Below are 23,019 nucleotides of genomic sequence, written 5' to 3'. Positions count from 1 at the left end.
GGAACGGCAGGTCGGCAAGGCAATTACCGGCGTCGACGCCCGGTCGCGGGGCGCCCGGGGCGCCTCAGGTGACGGCGATGTCCAGCTCGGGGACGTACTCGGTGGCGGCGGCCAGCACGGCACGGGTGAGCCCGGGTGGCAGTCCGGCCCGGCCGGCCAGCCGGTCGACGGTGACCTGCTGCCGGCCGAGGAGTTCGACGGCCTTGCCGAGCAGCGACGGCTGTTCGCGGGGGCCGAGGTCGCCCGGCTCCGGGAACCCCCACTGGGCGAGCAGCGCCATCCCGCGCCGGTAGGTGTGCTCCCGGTAGACGCCGAGGTCGTGCCCGCGGTAGACCAGCGCCTTCAGGCTGATCCCCCAGCGGCGCTTGAGGTCGTGCAGCCGGTCGAAGTCGAGCCGGGACGGCAGTTCGTCGCGCAGCGCCGCGCTCGGGGCCAGGAACTCGGAGGCGAACGCGGTGGCCTGCCGCTCCAGCAACTGGCTGCCCGGCTCGGCGTCGTGGTGCATCAGCAGGTGGCCCAACTCGTGCGCGGCGTCCATCCGGGACCGGGCCTTGTCGTCCTTGCCCGGGTTGAGGAAGACGAACGGACGCTGGCCGTACCAGTGCGAGAACGCGTCGACCCGCTCGGAGACGTCCGGCAGGGCGAGCACGATCACCCCGGCCGACTCCAGCAGCCGCACCATGTGTGGTACCGGCGCGGCACCTAGGCCGAACGCGTCCCGGGCGGTGACGGCGGCGGCGCGTACGTCGTCGGGGCCGGTCGGCTCGGCCAACTCCAGGTGCGGCAGCCGTAGCCGGGGCAGCCGGAGCTGCCGTTCGACCACCTCCACCACCCGCCAGGCGAGTTCGCCGAACGCCTCCGCCTGATCCCGTTCGGCCTGGCTGGTCGTCCGCAGGCTGCGGAAGTGCGCCTGCCCGGAGGTGACCGGGACGGGAAAACCGGCGGCGAAGAACTCGACCGGCATCGAGAGCGCCAGGGCCAGCCGGGCCAGCGTCGCCGCCGACGGGCGGGCCTGGCCCAGCTCGTACTGGCTGACCGCCGCAGCCGTGACCCCGATTTGTCGGGCCAGCTCGTTCTTGCGCATCCGCCGCCACCGGCGGGCCAGGGCCAGAGCGTGTGGCGCGAACGCGGCGGCGGCTGCGGCGGCGGGTACCGGAGGTCGGGGCCGGCCTGTCACGCGGACCGCTCGGCCGGACGGCCGAATGCCGCGCCGAACCGGCCGCTCCGGTCGTCGGGCTGGATGGCCAGCAGGTCCAGCTCGGGGATCGGCAGCTCGTCGGTGCGGGGCTGCGGCACCGCACCGACGACCACCGGCAGCGGTGCTCCGGTGGTGGCCGGCTCGCCGAACCAGAGGCGTACCTCGAACCAGGGTGAGCCGCTGTCCCGGTTGTCCCGGGGCAGCCCGATGTAGGCGACCGCCTCGCCGGTGACGATGTCTCCGGTGTGCGCGATCCGGATGTGCCGCTTCGGCGGCACCACCGCGGCGAAGACCTCGGGGAACTGCCCCTCGTCGTCGAAGGCGAGCTGCCCGTCGCGGCTGTTCTCCACCGCGCCGCCGAGCCGGGCCTCGCTGCCCTGCCAGCGGATCGACTCGATCCCGCCCTGCAGCGAGTAGAGCCGGACGACGTAGCCGGCGCAGACGATCTCCAGCGAGTTGTCCTCCAGCCGGACCCGGATGCCGTCCAGGCCGTCGAACTCGGCCTTGCCCAGGTTGGTCAGGTTGCGCCACACGGTGGTGCCGAAGCTCATCGCGTCGTCGCCGAGCTCCGGCTCGTGCCGGTCCGCCGCGCGCCGGTAGACCTGCTGGATCAGCCGACCCAGCCGGTCCAGCACGCCCCGCTCGTCCAGCACCGCCACCGCGTCGTCCAACAACGTCATGCGGGAAAACCTAGCCTAAGCCCCGGATGATATTGCCGAAATCAAGTGCCGACACGCCAGGACGGCGATGCCGGGCGCCGGCCCCTGTCCCGACGCCACCCGGCCCGACGCTATCCCGACTTCACGGCGGCGATCGCGGTCGGGGCGTCGCTGTGCACCCGTTCCCGGAGCAGGGCCAGCACACCCAGCGCGGCCAGGGCCCGGCGGTGCTCGGGCCGGATCCCGGAGACGTGCACGGTGATGTTCCGGTCGTGCAGGTCCTCGACCGCCTCCCGCAGGGCCAGCGCGCCGGAGGCGTCGATGGCGGTGACCCGGGACAGCCGCAACAGCACCACGTCGACCCCGTCGATGTGGGCGAGCGCCTGCCGCAGGTGGTGCGCGGCGGCGAAGAAGAGCGGACCGGTCGGCCGGTACACGGCGAAGTGCGGCAGGTGTTCGCCGTGCGGCACGTGGTCGACCCGCATGGAGCCGGCGACCTTGCGCAGTGCCAGGCCCCCGGCGACGATCAGGCCGAGGAGCACCGCGACCACCAGGTCCAGCAGTACCGTGGCACCGGCGGTGAGCACCAGGACGAGCGCGTCGGAGCGGCTGGCCCGGGCCAACGCGCGCAGCGTGCCGAGGTGCACCATCCGGACGGCGGTGGCCAGCAACACCCCGGCCAGCGCCGCGATGGGGATGCCGGCCACCAGCGGGGCCGCGGCGAGCATCACCACGGCGAGTACCAGCGCGTGCGACAGCGCGGCGAGCCGGGACACCGCTCCGGCGCGTACGTTGACGGCGGTCCGGGCGATGGCGGCGGTGGCGGGTACCCCGCCGAAGAGTGGCGTGACGATGTTGGCGATGCCCTGCCCGAACAGTTCGCGGTCGGGATGGTGCCGCTCGCCGCGCCGCATCCCGTCGGCCACGGTGGCCGAGAGCAGCGACTCCAGGGCCGCCAGCGCCGCGACGGCGACCGCCGAGGTGAGCAGCGTCCCCACGGCGTCCAGCCGAAGGAACCCCAGCGACGGCTGGGGCAGGGTCGCCGGCAGCGCGCCGATCCGGGCGACGTCGACGCCCCACACCTCGGCGCAGACGGTCGCCGTGCCGACCGCCAGCAGGGCGGCCGGGACCTGTGGCCGCCACCTCAGCACGACCAGCAGCACGGCCGCGACGCCGATCGAGAAGCCCACCGACGGCCAGTGCGGGTGCGCGGCGAACGCCGCCACCGCGCGTACGGCGACCGGCAGGACCCGCTCGCCGTGGGTCGGCACACCCAGCGCGGACGGCACCTGCTGGAGCAGGATGACGATCGCGATGCCCGCGGTGAAGCCCTCCACCACCGGGGCGGGTACGAACCGTGCGTAGCGTCCGGCCCGGGCGACCGCGAGCCCGACGAGGATCAGGCCGGCGAGCAGGCCGACGGTGAGCACCCCGCCGGGTCCGTACTGCGCGACGATCGGGACCAGCACGACGGTCATCGCCCCGGTCGGCCCGGAGACCTGCAGGTTGGAGCCGCCGAAGACGGCTGCCAGCGCGCCGGCCACGATGGCGGTCACCAGGCCGGCGGCGGCACCGAGCCCGGAGGCGACGCCGAAGCCGAGTGCCAGCGGCAGCGCGACCACCGCGACGGTGAGCCCGGCCAGCAGGTCCGCCCGGGGGTTGCGGCGTACGGCGGCCAGGTCGGCCCGGCCGGGCAGCAGGCCGACGAGACTCAGCCGGCCGCCGCCGTCGGCGTTCACCCGGCCGCCACCACCGTCAGCGCTCACTCGGGTTCCACCGTCAGCGACGCCAGCAGTTCGGCCTGGCCCTGCAGCATCTCGGTGAGGATGCGCCGGGCGGCCCGCATCAGGTCGGCCACATCCGGTCCGGCGAGCGCGTAGACCACGGTGGCGCCCTCCCGGGTCGACACCACGATCCCGGCCCGGCGCAGCACCGCGAGCTGCTGGGACAGGTTGGACGCCTCCACCTGGGTCTCGGCCAGCAGTTCTCGCACCGGTCGGGGACCGTCGCCGAGGAGTTCGAGTACGCGGATCCGGGTCGGATGCCCGAGCATCCGGAAGAACTCGGCCTTCGCCTGGTAAAGCGGAACCTGCATGTCAGCAATTGAAGACTTCTTCAACTGCGCGGATCGACGGCGGGGGCAGAGTCGTGATCTCGGTCACTCGATCCGGATCGGTTGACGTGGATCTTCCGGAGGCGCACGATCTCGGACAGAGGCGTGACGCCGGTCACACGCTGCGTCCCACCCGGATCCGGACGAAGGAGACGCCGATGAGCGCACCTGTCCCGCCGCCCCGTACCCCGCCGGCCGCCGGGGTCGACCTCGACGAGCAGCGGCTGGCCGAACTCGGCTACCAGCAGGAACTACGCCGCAAGCTCTCCGGTTTCTCCAACTTCGCGGTCTCGTTCTCGATCATTTCGATCCTGGCCGGCGCGATCACCTCGTACGGCATCGCGATGAACTCCGGCGGCCCGCTGGCTATCACCCTCGGCTGGCTCTTCGTCGGCGGCATGGTGACCCTGGTCGCGCTCGCGATGGCGGAGATCTGCTCGGTCTACCCGACCGCCGGGGCGCTCTACTGGTGGGCGGCGGCGCTGGCCAAGCGGAACAAGGCAGCCTGGGCCTGGTTCATCGGCTGGTTCAACTTTCTCGGCGAGGTGGCGGTCACCGCCGCCATCGACTTCGGGGCGGCGATCACCACCTCGGCGTTCCTCAGCCTCGCCTTCGACCTGGAGGTGACCCCGGAACGCACCTTCGTGGTCTTCCTGGTGATCATCGTCGCGCACGGCCTGCTGAACACCTTCGGGGTCAACCTGGTCCGGGTGCTCTCCGACGTGAGCGCCTGGTGGCACCTGGCCGGAGTGGCGATCATCGTCGGGGTACTGGCGATCGTGCCCGACCAGCACAAGCCGATCTCCGAGGTCTTCTTCGAGGTACGCAACGCCACCGGCTTCGACTTCTCCGGCGCGGCGGTCTACGCCGTGCTGATCGGCCTGTTGATGGCGCAGTACACGTACACCGGCTACGACGCGAGCGCGCACGTCGCAGAGGAGACCCACGACGCGGCCCGGGCGGCGCCCCGGGGCATCGTGATGTCCGTGGTGGTCTCGGTGGTCGCCGGCTTCCTCCTGCTGGTCGCGATCACCTGGTCGATCCGGGACTACGACGCCCAGCGGCAGACCGAACTCGGCCTCCCGCCGGCCCAGATCTTCATCGACGCCACCGGCGACACCATGGGCACCTTCCTGCTCTTCATCTGCGTGGTGGCGCAGTTCTTCTGCGGGATGGCCTCGGTCACCGCCAACTCCCGGATGGCGTACGCATTCAGCCGGGACGGCGCGCTGCCCGGCTCGGCGATCTGGCGCCGGGTCAACCCCCGCACCGGTACCCCGACCAACTCCATCTGGCTCTGCGTCGCCTGCTCGACGCTGCTGGTGCTGCCGTCGCTGTGGAACACCACCGCCTACCTGGCGGCGACCTCGATCGCGGTGATCGGCCTCTACATCGCGTACGTCGGGCCGGTCTTCCTGCGCCGCCGCAGCCCGGACTTCCGGCCCGGCCCGTGGCACCTGGGCCGGTGGAGCCCGCTGGTCGGCTGGCTGGCGATCGGCTGGGTGGCGGTGATCTGCGTACTCTTCGTGCTCCCCACCACCGCGCCGATCACCGCGTCGACCTTCAACTACACGATCGTGGCGGTCGCGGTGGTGCTCGGCGCGGCCGGGCTCTGGTGGCTGCTCGGCGCCCGGCACTGGTTCACCGGTCCCCGGCAGAACGTGGTGCCGACCGTCCCGCAGCCCGACCCGGACGTGCCCGACCCGGCCCCGGGCGCTCCGGCCACACAGCCGGGCATCCCGGCTCCGGACCGGGCGGTCGCAGCGGACGGGGACGGCGGATGAGGGCCCGGGTTCCGGCGCTGAGCCTGGAGGCGCTCCGGGTGGCGGTGGACAGCGGCGACATCGACACCGTGGTCCTCGCCCTGGTCGACATGCAGGGGCGGTTGCAGGGCAAGCGGTTCCACGCGCCGTACTTCCTCGCCGAGGTGCTCCGGCACGGCAGCGAGGGTTGCAACTACCTGCTCGCCGTCGACGTCGAGATGAACACCGTCGACGGGTACGCGATGTCGAGCTGGGAACGCGGCTACGGCGACTTCGCCATGGTCCCCGACCTGAGTACGCTGCGCCGGGTCCCCTGGCAGCCTGGCACCGCGATGCTGCTCGCCGACCTGCGCTGGCCCGACGGCAGCGGGGAGGTGCTCGCCTCGCCCCGGCAGATCCTGCGCCGCCAGCTCGACCGGCTCGCCGGGCACGGGCTGACCGCGTACGCCGGGACCGAGCTGGAGTTCGTGCTCTACCGCGACTCGTACGAGGACGCCTGGCGCCGGGGCTACCGCGAGCTGACCCCGGCGAACCTCTACAACGTGGACTACTCGCTGCTCGGTACCGCCCGGGTCGAGCCGCTGCTGCGGCGGATCCGCACCGAGATGGCCGGCGCCGGGCTGACCCCGGAGAGCGCCAAGGGCGAGTGCAACCTCGGCCAGCACGAGATCGCCTTCCGGTACGCCGACGCGCTTACCTGCGCGGACAACCACGTCGTCTACAAGAACGGGGCGAAGGAGATCGCCGCCCAGGAGGGCATGTCGATCACGTTCATGGCCAAGCCGAACGAGCGGGAGGGCAACTCCTGCCACATCCACTTCTCGCTGCGGGGTGCCGACGGGCGGTCGGCGATGCTCGGTGACGGCCCGGCCCGGCTCTCCCCGACCGGCACCCGGGTACTGGCCGGGCTGCTGGCGACGATCCCCGACGTCAGTCTCTTCCTGGCCCCGAACGTGAACTCGTACAAGCGCTACCAGCCCGGTTCGTTCGCACCGACCGCGCTGCGCTGGGGCGTCGACAACCGCACCTGCGCGCTGCGGCTGGTCGGGCACGGCCAGGGGATGCGGGTGGAGAACCGGCTGCCCGGGGCGGATGTCAACCCGTACCTGGCGATCGCCGCGCTGGTGGCCGGGGCGGTACACGGGATCGAGGCGGAGCTGGAACTGGAGCCGGAGTTCGCCGGCAACGCGTACGCCGACGAGTCCGCGCCCCGGGTGCCGGGTACCCTGCGGGACGCCCTCGACCGCTGGACGGGGTCGCCGCTGGCCGCCCACGCTTTCGGGGCCGAGGTGGTGGCGCACTACGCCAACCAGGCGCGGGTGGAGTTGGCCGCCTTCGACGCGGCGGTGACGGACTGGGAGCTGCGACGTGGTTTCGAACGCCTCTGACGCCCCTTCCGGGCCGGCGGCGGCCCCGGTGACCGAGGTGGTCAACCCGGCGACCGGGGTGGTGGTGGCCACGGTGCCGCGGACGGGTGCCGCCGAGGCGGACGCGGCGATCGACCGGGCCGCGGGCGTACGAATCGTGGCGGCAGGTGGCGCCGGGCGACCGGGCCCGGCTGCTGCGCCGGCTCGCCGCCGTCGTCGACGCGCACGCCGAGGAACTTGGAGGCGCGCAACTCCGGGCACACCATCGGCAACGCCCGGTGGGAGGCCGGCAACGTCCGGGACGTGCTCGACCACCGGCCACCCAGTCGGCGAGGATGCCGGGGACGGCGATCCCCGGGAGGAGTACGGCGATGATCAGTGATCGACTGGCCGGGCGGGTGGCGGTGGTGACCGGGGCCGGCAGCGGCATCGGGCTGGCCACCGTACGCCGGCTCGCCGCCGAGGGCGCGTACCTGGTCTGCGTCGACATCGCGGCCGACGCCGGGCGGGCCGCCGCCGACGAGGTGGACGGGGAATTCGTGGCCTGCGACGTGAGCGACGAGGCGCAGGTACGCGATCTGTACGACCAGGTCGCGGTCCGGCGTGGCCGGATCGACATCGCGTTCAACAACGCCGGCATCTCCCCGCCGGACGACGACTCGATCCTGACCACCGGCCTGGACGCCTGGGAGCGGGTGATCCGGGTCAACACCACCAGCGTCTACCTCTGCTGCAAGTACGTCATCCCGCACATGTTGCGCCAGGGCCGGGGATCGATCGTCAACACCGCCTCCTTCGTGGCGCTGATGGGGGCGGCCACCTCGCAGATCGCCTACACCGCGAGCAAGGGCGGGGTTCTGGCGCTGACCCGGGAACTCGGGGTGCAGTTCGCCCGGCAGGGGATCCGGGTCAACGCGCTCTGCCCGGGGCCGATCGGCACCCCGCTGCTGCGGGAGCTCTTCGCCACGGACCCGGAGCGGGCGGCCCGGCGGCTGGTGCACGTGCCGATGGGGCGGTTCGGCGAGCCCGAGGAGATCGCCGCCGCCGTCGCCTTTCTGGTCAGCGACGACGCCTCGTTCATGACCGCCGCCCAGTTCGTGGTCGACGGTGGCATCACCGGCGCCTACGTCACCCCGCTGTGAGGTTCTCCGGTGACGTCCGGGTGTCGTCCGGGTCACCGAAGCGTGAGCGCTCTCGGGCCGCGACGTTAGGCTGGAAGTCATGACCGTCCGTGCGCCGTTGACCCCTGGCACGCTCTCCCCGTGGCGCCAGGTACCGCCCCACATCGTCCGCCCCGAGTACGTCGGCAAGAAGCGGCCGAAGGAGTGGCGCGGTTCGCACGTGCAGTCCGCCGAGACGATCGAGAAGATGCGGGTCGCCGGCCGGATCGCCGCCCAGGCCACCCAGCTCGCCGGTGAGCACTGCAAGCCCGGTGTCACCACCGACGAGATCGACCGGGTGGTGCACGAGTTCCTGGTCGACCACAACGCCTACCCCTCCACCCTCGGCTACAAGGGCTTCCCCAAGTCGTGCTGCACCAGCCTCAACGAGGTGATCTGCCACGGCATCCCGGACTCGACCGTGCTGATGGACGGCGACATCATCAACGTCGACGTGACGGCGTACCTCGACGGGGTGCACGGGGACACCGACGCCACCTTCTGCGTGGGCGAGGTGTCCGAGCCGGCCCGGCTGCTGGTGGAGCGGACCCACGAGGCGATGATGCGCGGCATCCGGGCGGTCGCCCCGGGCCGGCAGATCAACGTGATCGGCCGGGTCATCGAGTCGTACGCCAAGCGGTTCGGCTACGGGGTGGTCCGGGACTTCACCGGGCACGGCATCGGCGAGGCGTTCCACAGCGGGCTCTACGTGCCGCACTACGACAGCCCCCGGCCGACCGATCTGATGGAGCCGGGGATGACCTTCACGATCGAGCCGATGATCACCCTCGGCACCTACGAGTACGACATGTGGGACGACGGCTGGACCGTGGTCACCAAGGACCGGCGCTGGACGGCCCAGTTCGAGCACACCATCGTGGTCACCGAGGACGGCCACGAGATCCTCACCCTGCCGTGACGGACCCGCCCTCGTGACGGACGGACACTCGTGACGGACGCGTCCACCCCGGTCAGCGAGCACCACCACGCGGACGTCTCCGGTGGCTGGCTGCGCCCCGCCGTGTTCGGCGCGATGGACGGCCTGGTCACCAACATCGCGTTGATCGCGGGCGTCGGCGGCGGTGGGGTCGCGCCGCGCAGCATCGTGCTGACCGGCTTCGCCGGGCTGGTCGCCGGGGCGATCTCGATGGGGCTCGGCGAATACACCAGCGTGCAGTCGCAGAACGAGCAGGTGGCCGCCGAGGTCGCCAAGGAACGCCGCGAGCTGGAGCGGAACCCGGCCGGGGAGGCCCGGGAACTCGCCGACGCCTGGGTGGAGCGGGGGTTGCCCCGGGACCTCGCCGAGCAGGTCGCGGAGACGCTGCGGGACAACCCGGAGGAGGCGCTGCGGGTACACGTCCAGGAGGAGTTGGGCGTCGACGCCGACGAGCGGCCCAGCCCGTGGACCGCCGCCTTCTCGTCGTTCCTCTGCTTCTCGGTCGGTGCCGTGGTGCCGTTGATCACGTACCTGCTCGGCTTCTCGAGCCTCTGGCTGGCGCTCGGGGTGGGCGGTGTCGGCCTGTTCGTCGCGGGTGCGGTCGTCGCCCGGTTCACCAACCGGAAGTGGTGGGTCAGCGGCGGCCGGCAACTGCTGCTCGGCGCGGCGGCCACCGCCGCCACGTACCTGGTCGGCCGGCTCATCGGCGTCGGCGTGACCTGACCGCGCCCGCCGCTCGCGCTGGGCCCGGCTCGCCGGTGCCGGCTCCACCGGGCAGCGGCTAGTCCCGCCCCGGCGAGGACGTCCGTTCGAGCCGGAAGACGCGGATGTCCCGACCACCGGCCCGGCGGACATAGGTCCGGTACGCCGGCCACTCGGCCACCAGCAGGTTCCACAGCCGCTCCCGCTCGGCACCCTCGGCCAGCCGGGCCCGGACCGGTATCCGGGTGCCCTCGACGGTGACCGTGGCGCTCGGGTCGGCGAGCAGGTTGAGGGCCCAGGCCGGCTGCTCGGGGCGACCCCAGTTCGAGCCGGTCACCACGAAGGCGTCGCCGTCCGGCACGTAGAGCAGCGGGTTGCTGCGCGGCCGTCCGGACCGGCGTCCGGTGGTGGTGATCAGCAGTGACGGCACCAGGCCGAGTGCCACCACCCGGCCCCGGGTCAGCCTGGCGACCAGGCGGTCGACCGGGACGAGTACTGGCGTGCAGGCGGCGAACCAGCGTGAGTGACCGAGCCGGCGTACGGCCCGGCCGAACGCGGAGACCGGTCTTCCCAGAGCGGACATCGATACAGTGTGCCGGCTGACCGTCACCCCGGTCCGCCCGCACCGCCATCCGTCTCGAACCCGGGGCGTGGAGGTCGTCAGGTCGGGCGGCCCGGGAACGGCACGGTGGCCGGGCTGGTCCCGGCCGCCCTGCGCCACCGGGTGGCCCGGACCGCCGCGTCGGTGAGCCCGTCCAGCGCCCGGGTGCGCTCGGCGCCCTCGGTCGCCGGCAGCGCGGCCCGCCAGACCGCCGCGGTGCGCTCCTCGACCTCGACCGCCAGCCGCAGTGCGCTCGCCTCGTCGGTGACCGCGAACGGCGGCACGTACGCCGGCTCGGCCGCCGGCACCGGATCGCCCCGCTCGGTGAGCAGCAGCACGAGCCCGTCCCGCCGGCTGCGGTGTGCCGCCTCGGCGGAGCGGGCCTGCTCGGCGGCGCCCCCCTTCAGCCGTACCCCGATCAGCCCGTACGCGTAGATCGCGGCGTGCTCGGCGGCCAGGGCCGCCGCCAGTGCCTCGGACATCAGGCCGCCTCTCCCCGGGCTGGGCCGCCGCGCCCGGTCACCGGAGCACCTCCAGGTGCGTCGCTCGGGCCGCGGCGATCGACCCGACCAGCGCGGCGCGGGCGGCCGGCGCTGCGGTGCAGGCCTTCGCGGCGGCGTCCCGGCCCTGCTGCTCGGCCTCCCGTAACTGCCCCAGGGTCTCGGACACCGCGCCGGCTCCGGTGCCGGGGGCCGGGGCGGTGGCGGTGGCGCTCGGCAGGGCGGTGCCGGTCACCCGGGACAGTTCGGCGGCGTGCGCGCGGTGCGCCTCGGCGACCGGGCGGAGCCGGTCGGCCAGCTCGGGGAACGCGGTGACCGCGGCCTCGTACCGGGCGGCGAGGTCGAGAGCGCCGGTGATCAACGGTGCCAGCGGGTCCGGCGGAGGCGGTGGGTCGGGCTCGCCGCCGAAGAGACCACAGCCGGTGAGGGGGCCGGTGGCACCGACCAGCGCCACCAGGGCGACCGCCCGCACCACTTCGCGCCGGGACCGCCCCGCCGCGCCGATCGTCTGGTTCGTGTTGCCGGTCCGCACCCGGCAAGTCAACACCATCGGTGCCGCCGACGGGGTCGGCACGCGCACCACGCCCGTCGTCGGTGCGCCGATCGGGCTCTCCGGCGGCCAGCGCGTTACGCTCTGCGCAGCCGCCGGACGCGACAGTCCGGTGGCACGCTGGTATGGCTGCCGGGCGGGGCCCGGCGATCACGAGAGAGGGGCGGAGATGACGCAGCGTGGCCGGAACGCCGGTCGGCCCAGGGTGGGCCACCGGACTCCGGACCGTCCCCGCGAGGACCAGTCCGCGCGTCGGCTCCGGCTCCGTGCCGTGATCGAACCGGTGGTGACCGCCGCCGGCTACGACCTGGAGGACCTCTCGGTGTCCCGGGCCGGCCGGCGGTACGTCGTCCGGGTGGTGGTGGACGGCGACGGCGGGGTCAGTCTCGACGCCGTGGCGGATGTCTCCCGACTGCTGTCCAAGGCGCTCGACCAGGCGGAGGAGACCGGTGGCGACCTGGTCGCCGGGGAATACCAGCTCGAGGTGAGTTCGCCCGGCGTGGACCGGCCGCTGACCCAGCCCCGGCACTGGCGGCGCAACGTGGGCCGGCTGGTGAAGGTGACCGTGCGGGGCCCGGGTGAGCGCCCGGAGCAGGGCGGCGCCGACGAGCGGCCGTCGACACCCGCGGACCGGCAGGTGACCGCCCGGGTGGTCGCCGCCGACGACGAGCGGGTGGTGTTGGAGACCGACGCCGGACCGGTCGGCTGGGCGTACCCCGACCTCGGGCCGGGCCGGGTCCAGGTGGAGTTCAGCCGGCTGGACGAGATCGCCGACGACGATCCGACCGGTGCCGGCGATGATGACTATGACGACGTCGGCAACGGCGACGACGAAGATGTGGAGGGCGAGGAGCGGTGAACATCGACCTCGCGGCGTTGCGCGCCCTGGAGCGCGAGCGGGAGATCCCGTTCGACACGATCCTCGCGGCGATCGAGACCGCGTTGCTGACGGCGTACCGGCACACCGAGGGGGCCCAGGCGCACGCCCGGGTCGAGATCGACCGTAAGACCGGCGCCGCCCTGGTGTACGCCCAGGAGCAGGACGCCGAGGGTGCGGTGATCCGGGAATTCGACGACACTCCGCACGACTTCGGCCGGATCGCCGCGATGACCGCCAAACAGGTCATCCTGCAACGGCTCCGCGAGGCCACCGACGAGGTGCACTTCGGCGAGTACGTGGGCCGGGACGGCGACCTGGTCACCGGGGTGGTGCAGGCGCACGAGGCGCGTAGCGAGAAGGGCATCGTCTCGGTCGACCTCGGCAAGGTCGAGGCGGTGCTGCCCCAGGCCGAGCAGGTCCCCGGCGAGCTGTACGAGCACGGCCAGCGGATCCGCTGCGTCGTCGTACACGTCGTCAAGGGCTTCCGCGGCCCGCAGATCACCCTCTCCCGGTCGCACCCGAACCTGGTGAAGAAGCTCTTCGCCCTGGAGGTGCCGGAGATCGCCGACGGCACCGTGGAGATCGCCGCGATCGCCCGCGAGGCCGGCCACCGGACCAAGATCGCGGTCCGTTCCACCGTGCCGGGCGTGAACGCCAAGGGTGCCTGCATCGGCCCGATGGGTCAGCGGGTCCGGGCGGTGATGAGCGAGCTGCACGGTGAGAAGATCGACATCATCGACTGGTCGGACGACCCGGCCCAGTTCGTCGGCAACGCCCTCTCGCCGGCCAAGGCGCTCCGGGTCGAGGTGGTCGACGCGACGACCCGGACAGCCCGGGTGACCGTGCCGGACTTCCAGCTGTCGCTGGCGATCGGGCGAGAAGGGCAGAATGCCCGGCTTGCGGCCCGGTTGACCGGTTGGCGGATCGACATCCGGCCCGATACCGAGCAGATGCCGACCCAGGCGTCGGCCGGTCGGCAGGGCGGTCCTGATCACGCAGCCGAGGCTGACGGAGCGATCTCGGCCGGGTAGGGGTAGACTTTCTCAGTGGTACGACGCGCGGAGCCGAAGCGCACCTGTGTGGGCTGTCGGCAACGAGCGCCGGCCGGCCAGCTGCTGCGGATCGTCGCGGTCGGTGATGAGACTGGTCACAGCCTCCGACCCGATCCGACCCGTAAGCTGCCGGGGCGGGGAGCACACCTGCATCCCGACCCGGCCTGCTTCACGCTGGCAGTGCGGCGTCGGGCCTTCGGGCGGGCGCTGCGTATCGCTGGCGTACCCGACGCGAGTGAGTTGGCCGAGCACCTCCAAGGCGTTGACGACCACGACCGGTCATCCGGCCGGGCGGGATCGACGCAACGGAACCCGAGCAAGGTAGGACGACCGACATGAGCACACGATGAAGTCCCAGAAATGACCAGGCTTCAAGTGCACGAGTGAGGTCGCTGCGGGTGCTGCCCGCACGACCTCGGAGTGAGGAGTGCAGTGGCAGGCAAGGCCCGCGTACACGAGCTGGCTAAGGAGCTCGGGGTCGAAAGCAAGACCGTTCTCGCCAAGTTGAAGGAAATGGGCGAGTTCGTCAAATCAGCGTCGAGCACTGTCGAGGCCCCGGTGGCCCGGCGGCTGCGTGGCGCCTTCGTCGCGTCCCCGGAGCCGGCGGCACCCGCCGCCGCCCCGACGCCACCGCCGGCACCCAAGGCGGCTCCGGCGCCGGGTCCGGGAGAGCCCAGGATCGCCGCGAAGCCCGGACCGCCTCGTCGGCCGACGCCGCCGGCGAAGCCCAAGGGGCCGGTGCCCGGTCCGCCGCAGACGGTGACTCCGGTCGCCAAGCCGGCGAGCGCGCACGACATCGAGTTGGCCGCCGCCGAGGCGCGTGCGGCGGCGCTGAAGGCCGAGCAGGAGGCGACCGTCAAGGCCGCCCAGGCGGCTCGGCAGCAGCGCAACGACACGGTCCGGCGCGAGCCGCCGGCCGACGGTGGCCCCACGACCCGGCCGAAGCCGGGTCCGAACGCCGTTCCGCCCCGTCCGGGTACCCCGTCGGGTGCCCGTCCCGCGCCACCCGGCGCCCCGACGCCCGGCCCCGGCCGGCCCGGTGGCCGTCCGCCGGCGCGCAGTGGCGGTAACAACCCGTTCGGCATCACGCCGGGCGGGCAGCGTCCGGCTGCCTCGGGTGGGCCCCGGCCCAACCCGGCCAATATGCCGCCGAGGCCGAGTCCGGCCTCGATGCCGCCCCGACCGAGCCCGGCATCCATGCCGACGCAGCGGCCCGGTCGTCCCGGTGGCGGCCCCGGCCGTCCCGGTGGCGGTGGCGGTGCCGGTCGTCCCGGTGGCGGTGGCGGCGGCTTCCGCGGCGGTCCCGGTGGCGGTGGCGGTGGCGGCGGCTTCCGTGGTGGTCCCGGTGGCGGCGGCGGTGCCGGTGGCGGCTACCGGGGTGGTCCCGGTGGTGGCGGCGGTGCCGGTGGCGGCGGTTACCGGGGTGGCCCCGGTGGCGGTGCGCCGGCCGGTGGCGCCGGTCGTCCCGGTGGCGGCGGTCGTGGCCGTGGCGGCGGTGCCGCGGGTGCCTTCGGGCGTCCGGGTGGCAAGCCGACCCGGGGTCGCAAGTCGAAGAAGCAGCGCAGACAGGAGTTCGACAACCTGTCCGCACCGACCATGAGTTCGGGCGCCCCGCGCGGCCAGGGCCAGGTCATCCGGCTGCCTCGCGGTGCGTCGCTGTCGGACTTCGCGGACAAGATCAACGCGAACCCCGGTTCGCTGGTCCAGGAGATGTTCAACCTGGGCGAGATGGTCACCGCGACCCAGTCCGTCTCCGACGACACCCTGCTGCTGCTGGGCGAGCATCTCGGCTTCGAGATCTCGATCGTCAGCCCGGAGGACGAGGACCGCGAGCTGCTCGCGCAGTTCAACATCGACCTGGACGCCGAGGTCGCCTCCGAGCGGCTGGTCAGCCGCCCGCCGGTGGTGACCGTCATGGGTCACGTCGACCACGGTAAGACCAAGCTGCTCGACGCGATCCGCAAGGCGAACGTGGTCGCGGGCGAGGCAGGTGGCATCACCCAGCACATCGGTGCCTACCAGGTGCACGTGCCGCACGATGGTGTGGACCGGGCGCTGACCGTCATCGACACCCCGGGTCACGAGGCGTTCACCGCCATGCGTGCCCGTGGTGCCCAGGTCACCGACATCGTGGTGCTGGTGGTCGCCGCCGACGACGGCGTCATGCCGCAGACGATCGAGGCGCTCAACCACGCCAAGGCGGCGGACGTGCCGATCGTGGTGGCGGTCAACAAGATCGACAAGCCGGAGGCCAACCCGGACAAGGTCCGGCAGCAGCTCACCGAATACGGCCTGGTCGCCGAGGAGTACGGCGGCGACACCATGTTCGTCAACGTGGCGGCCAAGCCGGGCATCGGCATCGAGGAACTGCTCGAGGCGGTCCTGCTCACCGCCGACGCGTCGCTGGAGCTGACCGCTCCGATCGACGGGCCGGCCCAGGGTGTGGCGATCGAGGCGCACCTGGACAAGGGTCGCGGTGCGGTGGCCACGGTGCTGGTGCAGAAGGGCACCCTGCGGGCCGGCGACTCGATCGTCGCCGGTGGGGCGCACGGCCGGGTCCGGGCCATGCTGGACGAGAACGGCAAGCCGGTCAACGAGGCCGGTCCGGCACGTCCGGTCATGGTGCTCGGTCTGACCGCGGTGCCGGGAGCGGGTGACACCTTCCTGGCGGCCGAGGACGACCGTACGGTCCGGCAGATCGCCGAGCAGCGGCAGGCGCGGCGGCGGGCGGCCAGCTTCGCCAACTCCCACCGGCGGCCGAGCCTCGAAACCATCATGGAGCAGCTCAAGGAGGGCGAGAAGACCTCGCTCAACCTGGTGCTCAAGGGCGACGGTTCCGGCTCGGTGGAAGCGCTGGAGGACGCGCTCTTCAAGCTCGACATTCCGGCGGAGGTCCAACTGCGGATCATCCACCGGGGCGTCGGTGCCATCACGGAGAGCGACGTCATGCTGGCCAGTGCCTCATCCGAGGCGGTCACGATCATCGGCTTCAACGTCCGGGCCTCGAACAAGGTCCGGGAGATCGCCGACCGCGAGGGTGTGGAGATCCGGTACTACACGGTCATCTACCAGGCCATCGAGGAGATCGACGCCGCGCTCAAGGGGCTGCTCAAGCCGGAATTCGAGGAGGTCGAGCTGGGCAGCGCGGAGATCCGCGACGTCTTCCGCTCGTCCAAGATCGGCAACATCGCCGGTTGTATCGTCCGGTCCGGTGTCATCCGCCGTAACGCCAAGGCGCGGCTGCTGCGTGACGGGACGGTCGTGGCCGACAACGTCTCGATCAGCTCGCTGAAGCGGTTCAAGGACGACGCCACTGAGGTCCGCGAGGGCTTCGAGTGCGGTCTGACGTTGAGTAACTTCAACAACGTCCAGGTCGGGGACATCATCGAGACGTTCGAGATGCGCGAGAAGCCGCGCGCCTGAGCGAGTTCGATACCGGTGGCCGGAGCCCGTGGGGTTCCGGCCACCGGCCTGTCCGGTGCCGGGTGCGACGGAAAGGCGATGAGCGGCGGGGGTGTGATGGCGTACCCTTCCCGCCGTGTATACCGGAACCGCCCTGTTCGACCTGCTGTTGCCCGGGGACTCGCGCTCCCTGAAGGCCAAGCGGTCCTATGTCCGTCCCATCGTCGCCGCGCTGCGCAAGTTCGAGGTCTCGGCCGCCGAGGTGGGCGCGCTGGACCTGCACGGCCGCGCCCAGATCGCGGTCGCCCTGGTCGCCTCCGAACCCGAGCACGTCGGTACGGTGCTGGACGCCTGCGAGCGTCTGGTCGCCGGCCGACCGGAGGTCGAGTTGCTCTCCGTACGGCGCCGGTTGCACGGCGCGGATGACTGAATCGGCCGCTGGCCAGGGGGTAATCGGCCGGTACGGCCAATGGCGACGGCGGCGGCGAGGCCGCAGGATGCGCGGGTAGTGTTTCCCAGGTCGGCCGGTCCGGCCGCGGCGCCCAGCGCCGCCGGTCCGGCCCGGAAGCAGATGGGCGTGGAGGTGCGGAGATGACGGACCAGGCCAAGGTGCGTCGGCATGCGGAGCGCGTGCGGGAACTGGTGGCGTCGGTGGTGCGTACCCAGATCAAGGACCCCCGGCTCGGCATGATCACCATTACCGACGCCCGCATCACCCCCGACCTGCGGGAGGCCACCGTCTTCTACACGGTGCTCGGTGACGCCTCCGACCAGGCGGCCACCGCCGCCGCGCTGGAGAGCGCCAAGGGACTGCTGCGGAGCACCGTCGGCAAGGCGCTCGGGCTGCGTCACTCACCCAGCCTGACCTTCGTCCTCGACGACGTGCAGGACCAGGTCAAGCAGATCGACGAACTGCTGGCGGCGGCCCGTACCGCTGACGCGGAGGTGCAGCGGCTGGCCGCCCAGGCCGAGTACGCGGGCGAGCCGCAGCCGTACAAGCTCGACTCCGACGAGGACGACGACACCGACGACACCGACGACGGTCGGGACGAGGACCGGCCGCCGGCCGGGGACGGCGGAGGCCGGCGGTGAGCAACGCACTGCTCGCCGACGTGTCCCAGCCGGCCGCCGAACAGCCGACCGAGGCGGAGTGGGCGGCGGCGGTCTCCGCCATCACCGGGCTTCCCGCCGACGGCCGGATACTCCTGATCTGTCACGTCAACCCGGACGGGGACGCGCTGGGCAGCATGCTCGGCTTCGGGCTCGGGCTGCGCCGGCTCGGCGTACGGCAGCTCCAGGCCACCTTCCCCGGGCGCCCGGAGGTGCCGGAGCCGCTCCAGGCGATGCCCGGCTCCGATCTGCTGGTCCCGGCGACCGCCGCCGACCCGGACCCGGACCTGGTGATCTGCTTCGACGTCGCCGCCGTTTCCCGGCTCGGTGACCTGGCCGACCGGCTGGACCGGGCCGACACCGCCATCGTGCTGGACCACCACGCCTCGAACACCCGGTTCGGCGGGATCCACCTGGTCGACCCGGACGCCGCCGCGACCTCGGTGGTGGTGGAGAAGCTGCTGGTCCGGCTCGGCGTGCCGCTCGACCTGGGGATCGCCGAGTGCCTCTACATCGCGCTGGCGACCGACACCGGCTCGTTCCGGTTCGACATGACCACCCCGGCGGTGCACGAGATGGCCGCCCGGCTGCTGGCCACCGGCATCCGCCCCGGGGAGATCTCCCGGCGGATCTTCGACACCCGGCCGTTCGGCGCGGTCCGGCTCTACGGCGACGTGCTGGGGCGTACCCAGCTGGAGCCGTTGGCGGCCGGTGGGCAGGGGCTGGTCTGGACGTACGCGACCCTGGACGACCTGGCCCGGCACGGGCAGCGCCCGTACACCCTGGAGCCGCTGATCGACTCGGTACGCTGCACCGCCGAGGCGGACGTGAGCTGCGTGCTCAAGCAGGTCGCCGAGGGGGAGTGGGCGGTCTCCATGCGCAGCAAGGGCGCCACCGACGTCAGCCGGGTGGCGGTGGCCCTCGGCGGTGGTGGACACCGGCTGGCGGCCGGGTTCACCGGGTACGGGGCGGCACCCGAGGTCGTCGACGCGATCCGGGCCGAGTTGGCCCGGGACGTCACGGCGAGCGGACCGCTCCGGGGCGACCAGCAAGATCAGCAGTGACGCGGGGGGCATCTAGCTTTCCGCCGGGCGGCGGCCCGGGGACAATCGGTTCATGGAACAGCAGCCGGAGCTCTCTGCGGATGTGCCCCGGGCCTGGGACCGACCGGTCGTCACGGTTCCGACCCTCACCGTTCTGTCCTTGATCGGCGGGCAGTTCCCGTCGTTCTCGACGCAGGCGAACATCTACGCCATCGGCACCGGCGGCGCGCTGGTGTGGCTCGGGCTCTCCAACCGGGTGCCCCGGCGGCCGGTACCGCACCGGCTGCGGTCCGGCGCCGTCTGGTGGCTGCTGCCGGTGCTCGTCTTCGGGGTCTTCGAGGCCAGTACCTTCATGCTCGGCTCCCGGGACGACTTCCCGACCTTCTCCAAGATCGCCGACCCGCTGCTGGACGACTCGCTGGTCCGTTCGGTCGGCTACTTCGCGTGGCTAGCCGCGTTCTGGGGATTGGTGCGTCGATGAGATACGTCGCGATCGCCGGGTTCACCGTGGCGCTGCTGCTCTTCGGGGTGGTGGAGTGGGCCGCTCGCCGGGAGGACTCCCGGATCCCCACCTTCGGGGACGTCTGCGCCTATGTCATGCGGTACGAGGTCGGCCCGGTGCCGGTCGGTCGGATCGCGCTGTTCGGTTTCTGGTGGTGGATGGGCTGGCACTTCTTCGCCCGCTGAACGTTCCCGGGAGCCCCGGTCCGCGCAGGGCCGCGCTGACCAGCCGCGCCGTAAAGATCTGCCGGTTCGTACTGTCCCGTATGGCGGGAATGCAGCACAGGATGTGGACCTGAACGATAACTTGGGTAAGGGAACTGAACGATACCTAGGGTTGTGGTCGCACCCATCCCACCCGTGACCGGGTGTGGCAACCCGTCGCAGATCGCCTGCCTCCCAGGGTCAACCGACCCGGGGCTCACGCCGTCCCGGCCGTCTCGTCCGGAGATCCCGGACCCGCCGTCCCGGCCGATCAGCAGGATCCCCGTCGCGGTGGACCGCGTCGTGCGGTGCCACCCGCCCTGGAAGGAGCCACGTCATGGCCGCCAAGCCGACCAAACCCAAGCCGGAGAACACCGACGAGGCCCGCGAGCAGGCCCGTCGCGCACTCCAGATGTCGATTGACACTCGCCAGTGACCGAGTTCGGAGCGGCGTGAGGGGCCAGATCCCGGCCGCGGCCGGACCTGTGCGTACCGTTTCCGATCGTCGCTCGTGCCGGCCGACGAGCCGGACGACTTCGCCCGCACCGGCCTGCCGGACGGGCTCGGACCGTCCCGGACAGCCGGTGCGGTCGTGTGTCGGGTGGGGACAGTTGCCCGGCCCTGGCCGGCAGGTCGATGTTGATATATTGCTTCCCCAACGGGGCCCGGTCGGCCGGGTGACCGCCCCCGAGGTCTGACGGGGAGGCGTGATGACGCAGCCGGTGCGGGTCAACGTGCCAGGGTTGCGGACGGTGGGCGGCGAAATCGTCGGCCACGGCACCGAACTGAAGCGCAATGTCACGGCGGTCGAGGGTCAACTGGTGCCCCCCGGTGGGCCCGGGGTGAACGGCTGGGCCACCCTCGACGCGGCGACCAGGGCCTCCGACGGCTGGGAGGCATATCTCAACGGGCTCGGCGGCCGGATCGAGGCGGCCGGACAGTCCCTGATCGACTCCGCCGACAACTACCAGGGCTCGGACCAGCGCGCCGGCCAGCGGCACGGCGGGGTTCGGGTCCAATGAGCGCGCGGATAGGCCGACCTGGTCGCTCGGTGTCCGACGGCGGGGCGCCCCGATGAGCGGCGTGACCTTCGAGATGGTGCTGAACGCCGACCCGGAGGCGTGGCGGAAGGCGGCGGCCGGCTGGGACCGGCTCGGCAGGTCGACCGACGAGCGGGCGGACGCGCTGGCGCTGTCGACCCGGCGGCTGCCGGATGTCTGGGAGTCCGGCTCGGCGTCGCAGGCGGCCGGTGCGCACTGCGACGGTCTGCGCAAGGAACTCGACTCCGCCTTTCCGCCAGTGCTGCTGATCGCCCAGGCACTCGCCCAGCACGGCACCGACGTCGCGGAACTGTCCGCCCGGGCCGAGGAGCTGGTGGAGCAGGGCCGGGCCGCACACGTCACCATCAACCCGGACGGGTCGATGACGATGGACCCCGCGCACGCCAACGAGGGGACCGCGCGGTCGATGTCCAGCCTGGTGTGGCAACGCGACGCGCTGCTCAGGGAGGCCGCCGAGCTGGACGCCCGGACCGCGAAGGCGATCGCGGAGAACACCGCGACCGCCTCCGGTACGCCATCGGCCAAGGTGGACAGGTCCAGCGTGCCGGCCAAGGGCACCGATCCGGCCGACGTGAAGAAGTGGTGGGACTCGCTCTCCCCGGCACAGCGCCGGTACGTCATGTCGGAGTATCCGGAGCTGGTCGGCTCGCTCGACGGGGTACCGGTGGCGAACCGGGACATCGCCAACCGGATCGTGCTGGACCGCGAACTGGACGGGCTGACCCAGCGCCGGGCCGACCTGGACGCCCGGGAGGCGCACATCCGGGCCATGGTCGAGCAGGGGCGGGGCGCGGAACTCTATCCGGACGCCGGCAACCCGGCCGGGGCGGCGCTGGCGGAACTGGAAAAGATCAAGGAAGAGCGGGAGCGGATCGACGGCAACCTGCGCGGGCTGAACCGGATCGACGACCGGCTGGAGGATCCGGGCAAGCCGCGGGCGTACCTGATCGGGCTCTCCACCGCGGACGACGGCCGGGCGATCGTCTCGGTCGGCAACCCGGACGCCGCCGACAACGTGCTGACGTACATCCCCGGCACCGGCGCCGAGCTGTCCAAGGTGGGCGGCGACATCGACCGGGCCGACCGGATGGCCCTGGACGCCAAGCGGGTCGACCCGAGCCAGGAGACCGCCTCGCTGCTCTGGCTCGGCTACGACGCGCCGGACTCGATCGCCTGGAACGCACCCTTCGACGGCTCGGCCGAAGGCGGTGCGCCGGAACTCAACCAGTTCCAGAACGGCCTGCGGGCGACCCACGACGGAGAGCCCTCCCGCAACGTCGTCCTCGGGCACAGCTACGGTTCGACGGTGATCGGGCACGCCGCCACCGGCGCCGGGATCAACGCCGACGCGGTGGTCTTCGTCGGCTCGCCCGGGGTGGACACCAACTCGGCTACCGAGCTGAAGGGCGTACCCCCGCAGGAGGTGTGGGCCAGCAGGGCCGAACACGACGCCATCAAGCGGGTACCCGACTGGGACCTCGCGCACGGCAACGACCCGACCCGGGAGGACTTCGGCGGTCGGGTGTTCAGCAGCAACCCCGGCGACCCGGACAACGAGGGGGCGACCCACTCGGCGTACTGGGACGATGGGAACCTGGCCCGGGAGAACATCGCGTACATCGTGACCGGGCAGAACGGCAAGGTCACCTGATGGCCGCCCTGATGGCCGCGCGGCGCTGGCGCACCGGCGTACTGGCGGCGGCCCTGATGACCGGCCTGGCGACATCGGCATGTGGAGGAGACGAGGACGTGCAGCCCACCGTCACCGCCGTACAGGCGGCCCAGCGGGTCGAGCAGATCCTGCGGGAGGCCCATGCGCAGCTCCCGCCCGGCGCCGAGCTGAAGCCGTTCGGCGACAGCGGCACGCTGCCCTGCGACGACCCGACCGACGGTGGCCCGGCCGGCCGGGTCTTCGTGGAGCAGCAGTACGAGGTGGTCTTCCCGGCGAACTGGCCGGCCGACCAGGCGCTGCCGAAGCTGGCCGACTACTGGCAGCAGCGCGACTACAAGGTGGTCAACGACCTGCGGGAGCGCAGCGATCCCCGGCTGAGCGTCGAGGACCCGGCCGACGGCTACCGGATCAGCGTCACCGTCTACAACCGGGCGCCGGGGTCGGTCGACATCTATCTGATCGGCAGCTCGCCGTGCGTCTGGCAGCACGGCACGCCCGATCCGCAGTGAGGTAGCGGTCGTTCCACCCCTGGTCGGCGAGATCG

The 23,019-nt window shown here is 72.4% G+C and carries 24 protein-coding genes; 17 read left to right on the top strand and 7 right to left on the bottom strand.

Features of this window, described 5'->3' with window-relative positions; genetic code table 11:
- Positions 1 to 64: 64 nt before the first annotated feature.
- The 4 genes from R6Y94_RS09005 to R6Y94_RS08990 form a co-directional block, all read right to left on the bottom strand.
- A complete protein-coding gene (locus tag R6Y94_RS09005) occupies positions 65 to 1,177 on the bottom strand; it encodes an XRE family transcriptional regulator (protein ID WP_318395332.1) in 1,113 nt (370 codons plus the stop codon).
- Entirely contained in the window at positions 1,174 to 1,878 is a 705-nt protein-coding gene (locus R6Y94_RS09000; protein ID WP_318395331.1) for a hypothetical protein, read from the bottom strand. Before R6Y94_RS09000 ends, R6Y94_RS09005 begins: the two co-directional genes overlap by 4 nt.
- A gap of 110 nt (positions 1,879 to 1,988) precedes the next feature.
- A complete protein-coding gene (locus R6Y94_RS08995; protein ID WP_318395330.1) occupies positions 1,989 to 3,623 on the bottom strand; it encodes a SulP family inorganic anion transporter in 1,635 nt (544 codons plus the stop codon).
- Positions 3,620 to 3,952, bottom strand: a complete 333-nt coding sequence (locus tag R6Y94_RS08990; protein WP_318395329.1) for a metalloregulator ArsR/SmtB family transcription factor — start codon at positions 3,950 to 3,952, stop codon at positions 3,620 to 3,622. The genes R6Y94_RS08995 and R6Y94_RS08990 overlap by 4 nt, the downstream gene beginning before the upstream one ends.
- Positions 3,953 to 4,128: 176 nt before the next feature.
- Between R6Y94_RS08990 and R6Y94_RS08985 the strand changes: the two genes are divergently transcribed.
- The 5 genes from R6Y94_RS08985 to R6Y94_RS08960 all read left to right on the top strand — a co-directional run bounded on the left by R6Y94_RS08985 (position 4,129) and on the right by R6Y94_RS08960 (position 9,920).
- Positions 4,129 to 5,754 carry an amino acid permease gene (locus tag R6Y94_RS08985; RefSeq protein ID WP_318395328.1) on the top strand — a complete coding sequence of 542 codons (1,626 nt, stop codon included), beginning with the start codon at positions 4,129 to 4,131 and terminating at the stop codon, positions 5,752 to 5,754.
- Positions 5,751 to 7,121, top strand: coding sequence for a glutamine synthetase family protein (locus tag R6Y94_RS08980; protein WP_318395327.1), 1,371 nt, complete (start codon positions 5,751 to 5,753; stop codon positions 7,119 to 7,121). The genes R6Y94_RS08985 and R6Y94_RS08980 overlap by 4 nt, the downstream gene beginning before the upstream one ends.
- Positions 7,122 to 7,471: 350 nt before the next feature.
- Positions 7,472 to 8,242 carry a 3-oxoacyl-ACP reductase gene (locus R6Y94_RS08970; RefSeq protein ID WP_318395326.1) on the top strand — a complete coding sequence of 257 codons (771 nt, stop codon included), beginning with the start codon at positions 7,472 to 7,474 and terminating at the stop codon, positions 8,240 to 8,242.
- Positions 8,243 to 8,321: 79 nt separating this feature from the next.
- Entirely contained in the window at positions 8,322 to 9,179 is an 858-nt protein-coding gene (gene map, locus R6Y94_RS08965) for a type I methionyl aminopeptidase (protein ID WP_318395325.1), read from the top strand.
- Between the two features lie 30 nt (positions 9,180 to 9,209).
- Positions 9,210 to 9,920: a VIT1/CCC1 transporter family protein gene (locus R6Y94_RS08960; protein ID WP_318395324.1), complete on the top strand. Its 711-nt coding sequence runs from the start codon at positions 9,210 to 9,212 to the stop codon at positions 9,918 to 9,920.
- A gap of 58 nt (positions 9,921 to 9,978) precedes the next feature.
- On the opposite strand, the gene R6Y94_RS08955 is transcribed toward R6Y94_RS08960, so the two are convergent.
- The 3 genes from R6Y94_RS08955 to R6Y94_RS08945 all read right to left on the bottom strand — a co-directional run bounded on the left by R6Y94_RS08955 (position 9,979) and on the right by R6Y94_RS08945 (position 11,475).
- On the bottom strand, positions 9,979 to 10,482 hold the full coding sequence (locus tag R6Y94_RS08955; RefSeq protein WP_318395323.1) for a nitroreductase/quinone reductase family protein: 504 nt from the start codon (positions 10,480 to 10,482) through the stop codon (positions 9,979 to 9,981).
- A gap of 77 nt (positions 10,483 to 10,559) precedes the next feature.
- Positions 10,560 to 10,982 (bottom strand): ferritin-like domain-containing protein, encoded by a 423-nt coding sequence (locus tag R6Y94_RS08950; RefSeq protein ID WP_318395322.1) that lies wholly within the window; start codon positions 10,980 to 10,982, stop codon positions 10,560 to 10,562.
- Positions 10,983 to 11,019: 37 nt separating this feature from the next.
- The gene (locus R6Y94_RS08945) at positions 11,020 to 11,475 is read right to left on the bottom strand and encodes a hypothetical protein (protein WP_318395472.1); all 456 of its coding nucleotides are present in this window, start codon (positions 11,473 to 11,475) and stop codon (positions 11,020 to 11,022) included.
- Positions 11,476 to 11,719: 244 nt separating this feature from the next.
- Between R6Y94_RS08945 and rimP the strand changes: the two genes are divergently transcribed.
- The 12 genes from rimP to R6Y94_RS08885 all read left to right on the top strand — a co-directional run bounded on the left by rimP (position 11,720) and on the right by R6Y94_RS08885 (position 22,984).
- Positions 11,720 to 12,409, top strand: a complete 690-nt coding sequence (gene rimP / locus R6Y94_RS08940; RefSeq protein ID WP_318395321.1) for a ribosome maturation factor RimP — start codon at positions 11,720 to 11,722, stop codon at positions 12,407 to 12,409.
- Positions 12,406 to 13,461, top strand: coding sequence for a transcription termination factor NusA (gene nusA / locus R6Y94_RS08935; protein WP_318395320.1), 1,056 nt, complete (start codon positions 12,406 to 12,408; stop codon positions 13,459 to 13,461). Before rimP ends, nusA begins: the two co-directional genes overlap by 4 nt.
- Positions 13,462 to 13,476: 15 nt before the next feature.
- Positions 13,477 to 13,821 carry a YlxR family protein gene (locus R6Y94_RS08930; RefSeq protein ID WP_318395319.1) on the top strand — a complete coding sequence of 115 codons (345 nt, stop codon included), beginning with the start codon at positions 13,477 to 13,479 and terminating at the stop codon, positions 13,819 to 13,821.
- Between the two features lie 93 nt (positions 13,822 to 13,914).
- Positions 13,915 to 16,905 (top strand): translation initiation factor IF-2, encoded by a 2,991-nt coding sequence (gene infB / locus R6Y94_RS08925; protein WP_318395318.1) that lies wholly within the window; start codon positions 13,915 to 13,917, stop codon positions 16,903 to 16,905.
- Between the two features lie 115 nt (positions 16,906 to 17,020).
- On the top strand, positions 17,021 to 17,314 hold the full coding sequence (locus R6Y94_RS08920; protein ID WP_101370373.1) for a DUF503 domain-containing protein: 294 nt from the start codon (positions 17,021 to 17,023) through the stop codon (positions 17,312 to 17,314).
- A gap of 161 nt (positions 17,315 to 17,475) precedes the next feature.
- Positions 17,476 to 17,976 carry a 30S ribosome-binding factor RbfA gene (rbfA, locus tag R6Y94_RS08915; protein WP_318395317.1) on the top strand — a complete coding sequence of 167 codons (501 nt, stop codon included), beginning with the start codon at positions 17,476 to 17,478 and terminating at the stop codon, positions 17,974 to 17,976.
- Positions 17,973 to 19,058 (top strand): DHH family phosphoesterase, encoded by a 1,086-nt coding sequence (locus R6Y94_RS08910; RefSeq protein WP_412102716.1) that lies wholly within the window; start codon positions 17,973 to 17,975, stop codon positions 19,056 to 19,058. Before rbfA ends, R6Y94_RS08910 begins: the two co-directional genes overlap by 4 nt.
- 52 nt (positions 19,059 to 19,110) lie before the next feature.
- The gene (locus R6Y94_RS08905; RefSeq protein WP_318395316.1) at positions 19,111 to 19,518 is read left to right on the top strand and encodes a hypothetical protein; all 408 of its coding nucleotides are present in this window, start codon (positions 19,111 to 19,113) and stop codon (positions 19,516 to 19,518) included.
- Positions 19,515 to 19,724, top strand: coding sequence for a DUF6186 family protein (locus R6Y94_RS08900; protein ID WP_318395315.1), 210 nt, complete (start codon positions 19,515 to 19,517; stop codon positions 19,722 to 19,724). Before R6Y94_RS08905 ends, R6Y94_RS08900 begins: the two co-directional genes overlap by 4 nt.
- 728 nt (positions 19,725 to 20,452) lie before the next feature.
- Positions 20,453 to 20,764 (top strand): hypothetical protein, encoded by a 312-nt coding sequence (locus R6Y94_RS08895; RefSeq protein WP_318395314.1) that lies wholly within the window; start codon positions 20,453 to 20,455, stop codon positions 20,762 to 20,764.
- A 52-nt stretch (positions 20,765 to 20,816) separates the two neighbouring features.
- Entirely contained in the window at positions 20,817 to 22,454 is a 1,638-nt protein-coding gene (locus R6Y94_RS08890) for an alpha/beta hydrolase (RefSeq protein ID WP_318395313.1), read from the top strand.
- Positions 22,454 to 22,984 carry a hypothetical protein gene (locus R6Y94_RS08885; RefSeq protein WP_318395312.1) on the top strand — a complete coding sequence of 177 codons (531 nt, stop codon included), beginning with the start codon at positions 22,454 to 22,456 and terminating at the stop codon, positions 22,982 to 22,984. The genes R6Y94_RS08890 and R6Y94_RS08885 overlap by 1 nt, the downstream gene beginning before the upstream one ends.
- Positions 22,985 to 23,019: the final 35 nt, after the last annotated feature.

Source organism: Plantactinospora sp. KLBMP9567 (assembly GCF_033446045.1).
Lineage (GTDB): Bacteria > Actinomycetota > Actinomycetes > Mycobacteriales > Micromonosporaceae > Plantactinospora.
This window is presented reverse-complemented; position numbering and strand designations above follow the sequence as displayed.

Excerpts from the sequence above, each read along its gene's own strand:
- R6Y94_RS09000 (WP_318395331.1), bottom strand. The coding sequence starts at position 1,878 with ATGACGTTGTTGGACGACGCGGTGGCGGTGCTGGACGAGCGGGGCGTG.
- R6Y94_RS08990 (WP_318395329.1), bottom strand. The coding sequence starts at position 3,952 with ATGCAGGTTCCGCTTTACCAGGCGAAGGCCGAGTTCTTCCGGATGCTC.
- R6Y94_RS08985 (WP_318395328.1), top strand. The coding sequence starts at position 4,129 with ATGAGCGCACCTGTCCCGCCGCCCCGTACCCCGCCGGCCGCCGGGGTC.
- R6Y94_RS08980 (WP_318395327.1), top strand. The coding sequence starts at position 5,751 with ATGAGGGCCCGGGTTCCGGCGCTGAGCCTGGAGGCGCTCCGGGTGGCG.
- R6Y94_RS08970 (WP_318395326.1), top strand. The coding sequence starts at position 7,472 with ATGATCAGTGATCGACTGGCCGGGCGGGTGGCGGTGGTGACCGGGGCC.
- map (WP_318395325.1), top strand. The coding sequence starts at position 8,322 with ATGACCGTCCGTGCGCCGTTGACCCCTGGCACGCTCTCCCCGTGGCGC.
- R6Y94_RS08955 (WP_318395323.1), bottom strand. The coding sequence starts at position 10,482 with ATGTCCGCTCTGGGAAGACCGGTCTCCGCGTTCGGCCGGGCCGTACGC.
- R6Y94_RS08950 (WP_318395322.1), bottom strand. The coding sequence starts at position 10,982 with ATGTCCGAGGCACTGGCGGCGGCCCTGGCCGCCGAGCACGCCGCGATC.
- rimP (WP_318395321.1), top strand. The coding sequence starts at position 11,720 with ATGACGCAGCGTGGCCGGAACGCCGGTCGGCCCAGGGTGGGCCACCGG.
- rbfA (WP_318395317.1), top strand. The coding sequence starts at position 17,476 with ATGACGGACCAGGCCAAGGTGCGTCGGCATGCGGAGCGCGTGCGGGAA.
- R6Y94_RS08905 (WP_318395316.1), top strand. The coding sequence starts at position 19,111 with ATGGAACAGCAGCCGGAGCTCTCTGCGGATGTGCCCCGGGCCTGGGAC.
- R6Y94_RS08900 (WP_318395315.1), top strand. The coding sequence starts at position 19,515 with ATGAGATACGTCGCGATCGCCGGGTTCACCGTGGCGCTGCTGCTCTTC.
- R6Y94_RS08895 (WP_318395314.1), top strand. The coding sequence starts at position 20,453 with ATGACGCAGCCGGTGCGGGTCAACGTGCCAGGGTTGCGGACGGTGGGC.
- R6Y94_RS08890 (WP_318395313.1), top strand. The coding sequence starts at position 20,817 with ATGAGCGGCGTGACCTTCGAGATGGTGCTGAACGCCGACCCGGAGGCG.
- R6Y94_RS08885 (WP_318395312.1), top strand. The coding sequence starts at position 22,454 with ATGGCCGCCCTGATGGCCGCGCGGCGCTGGCGCACCGGCGTACTGGCG.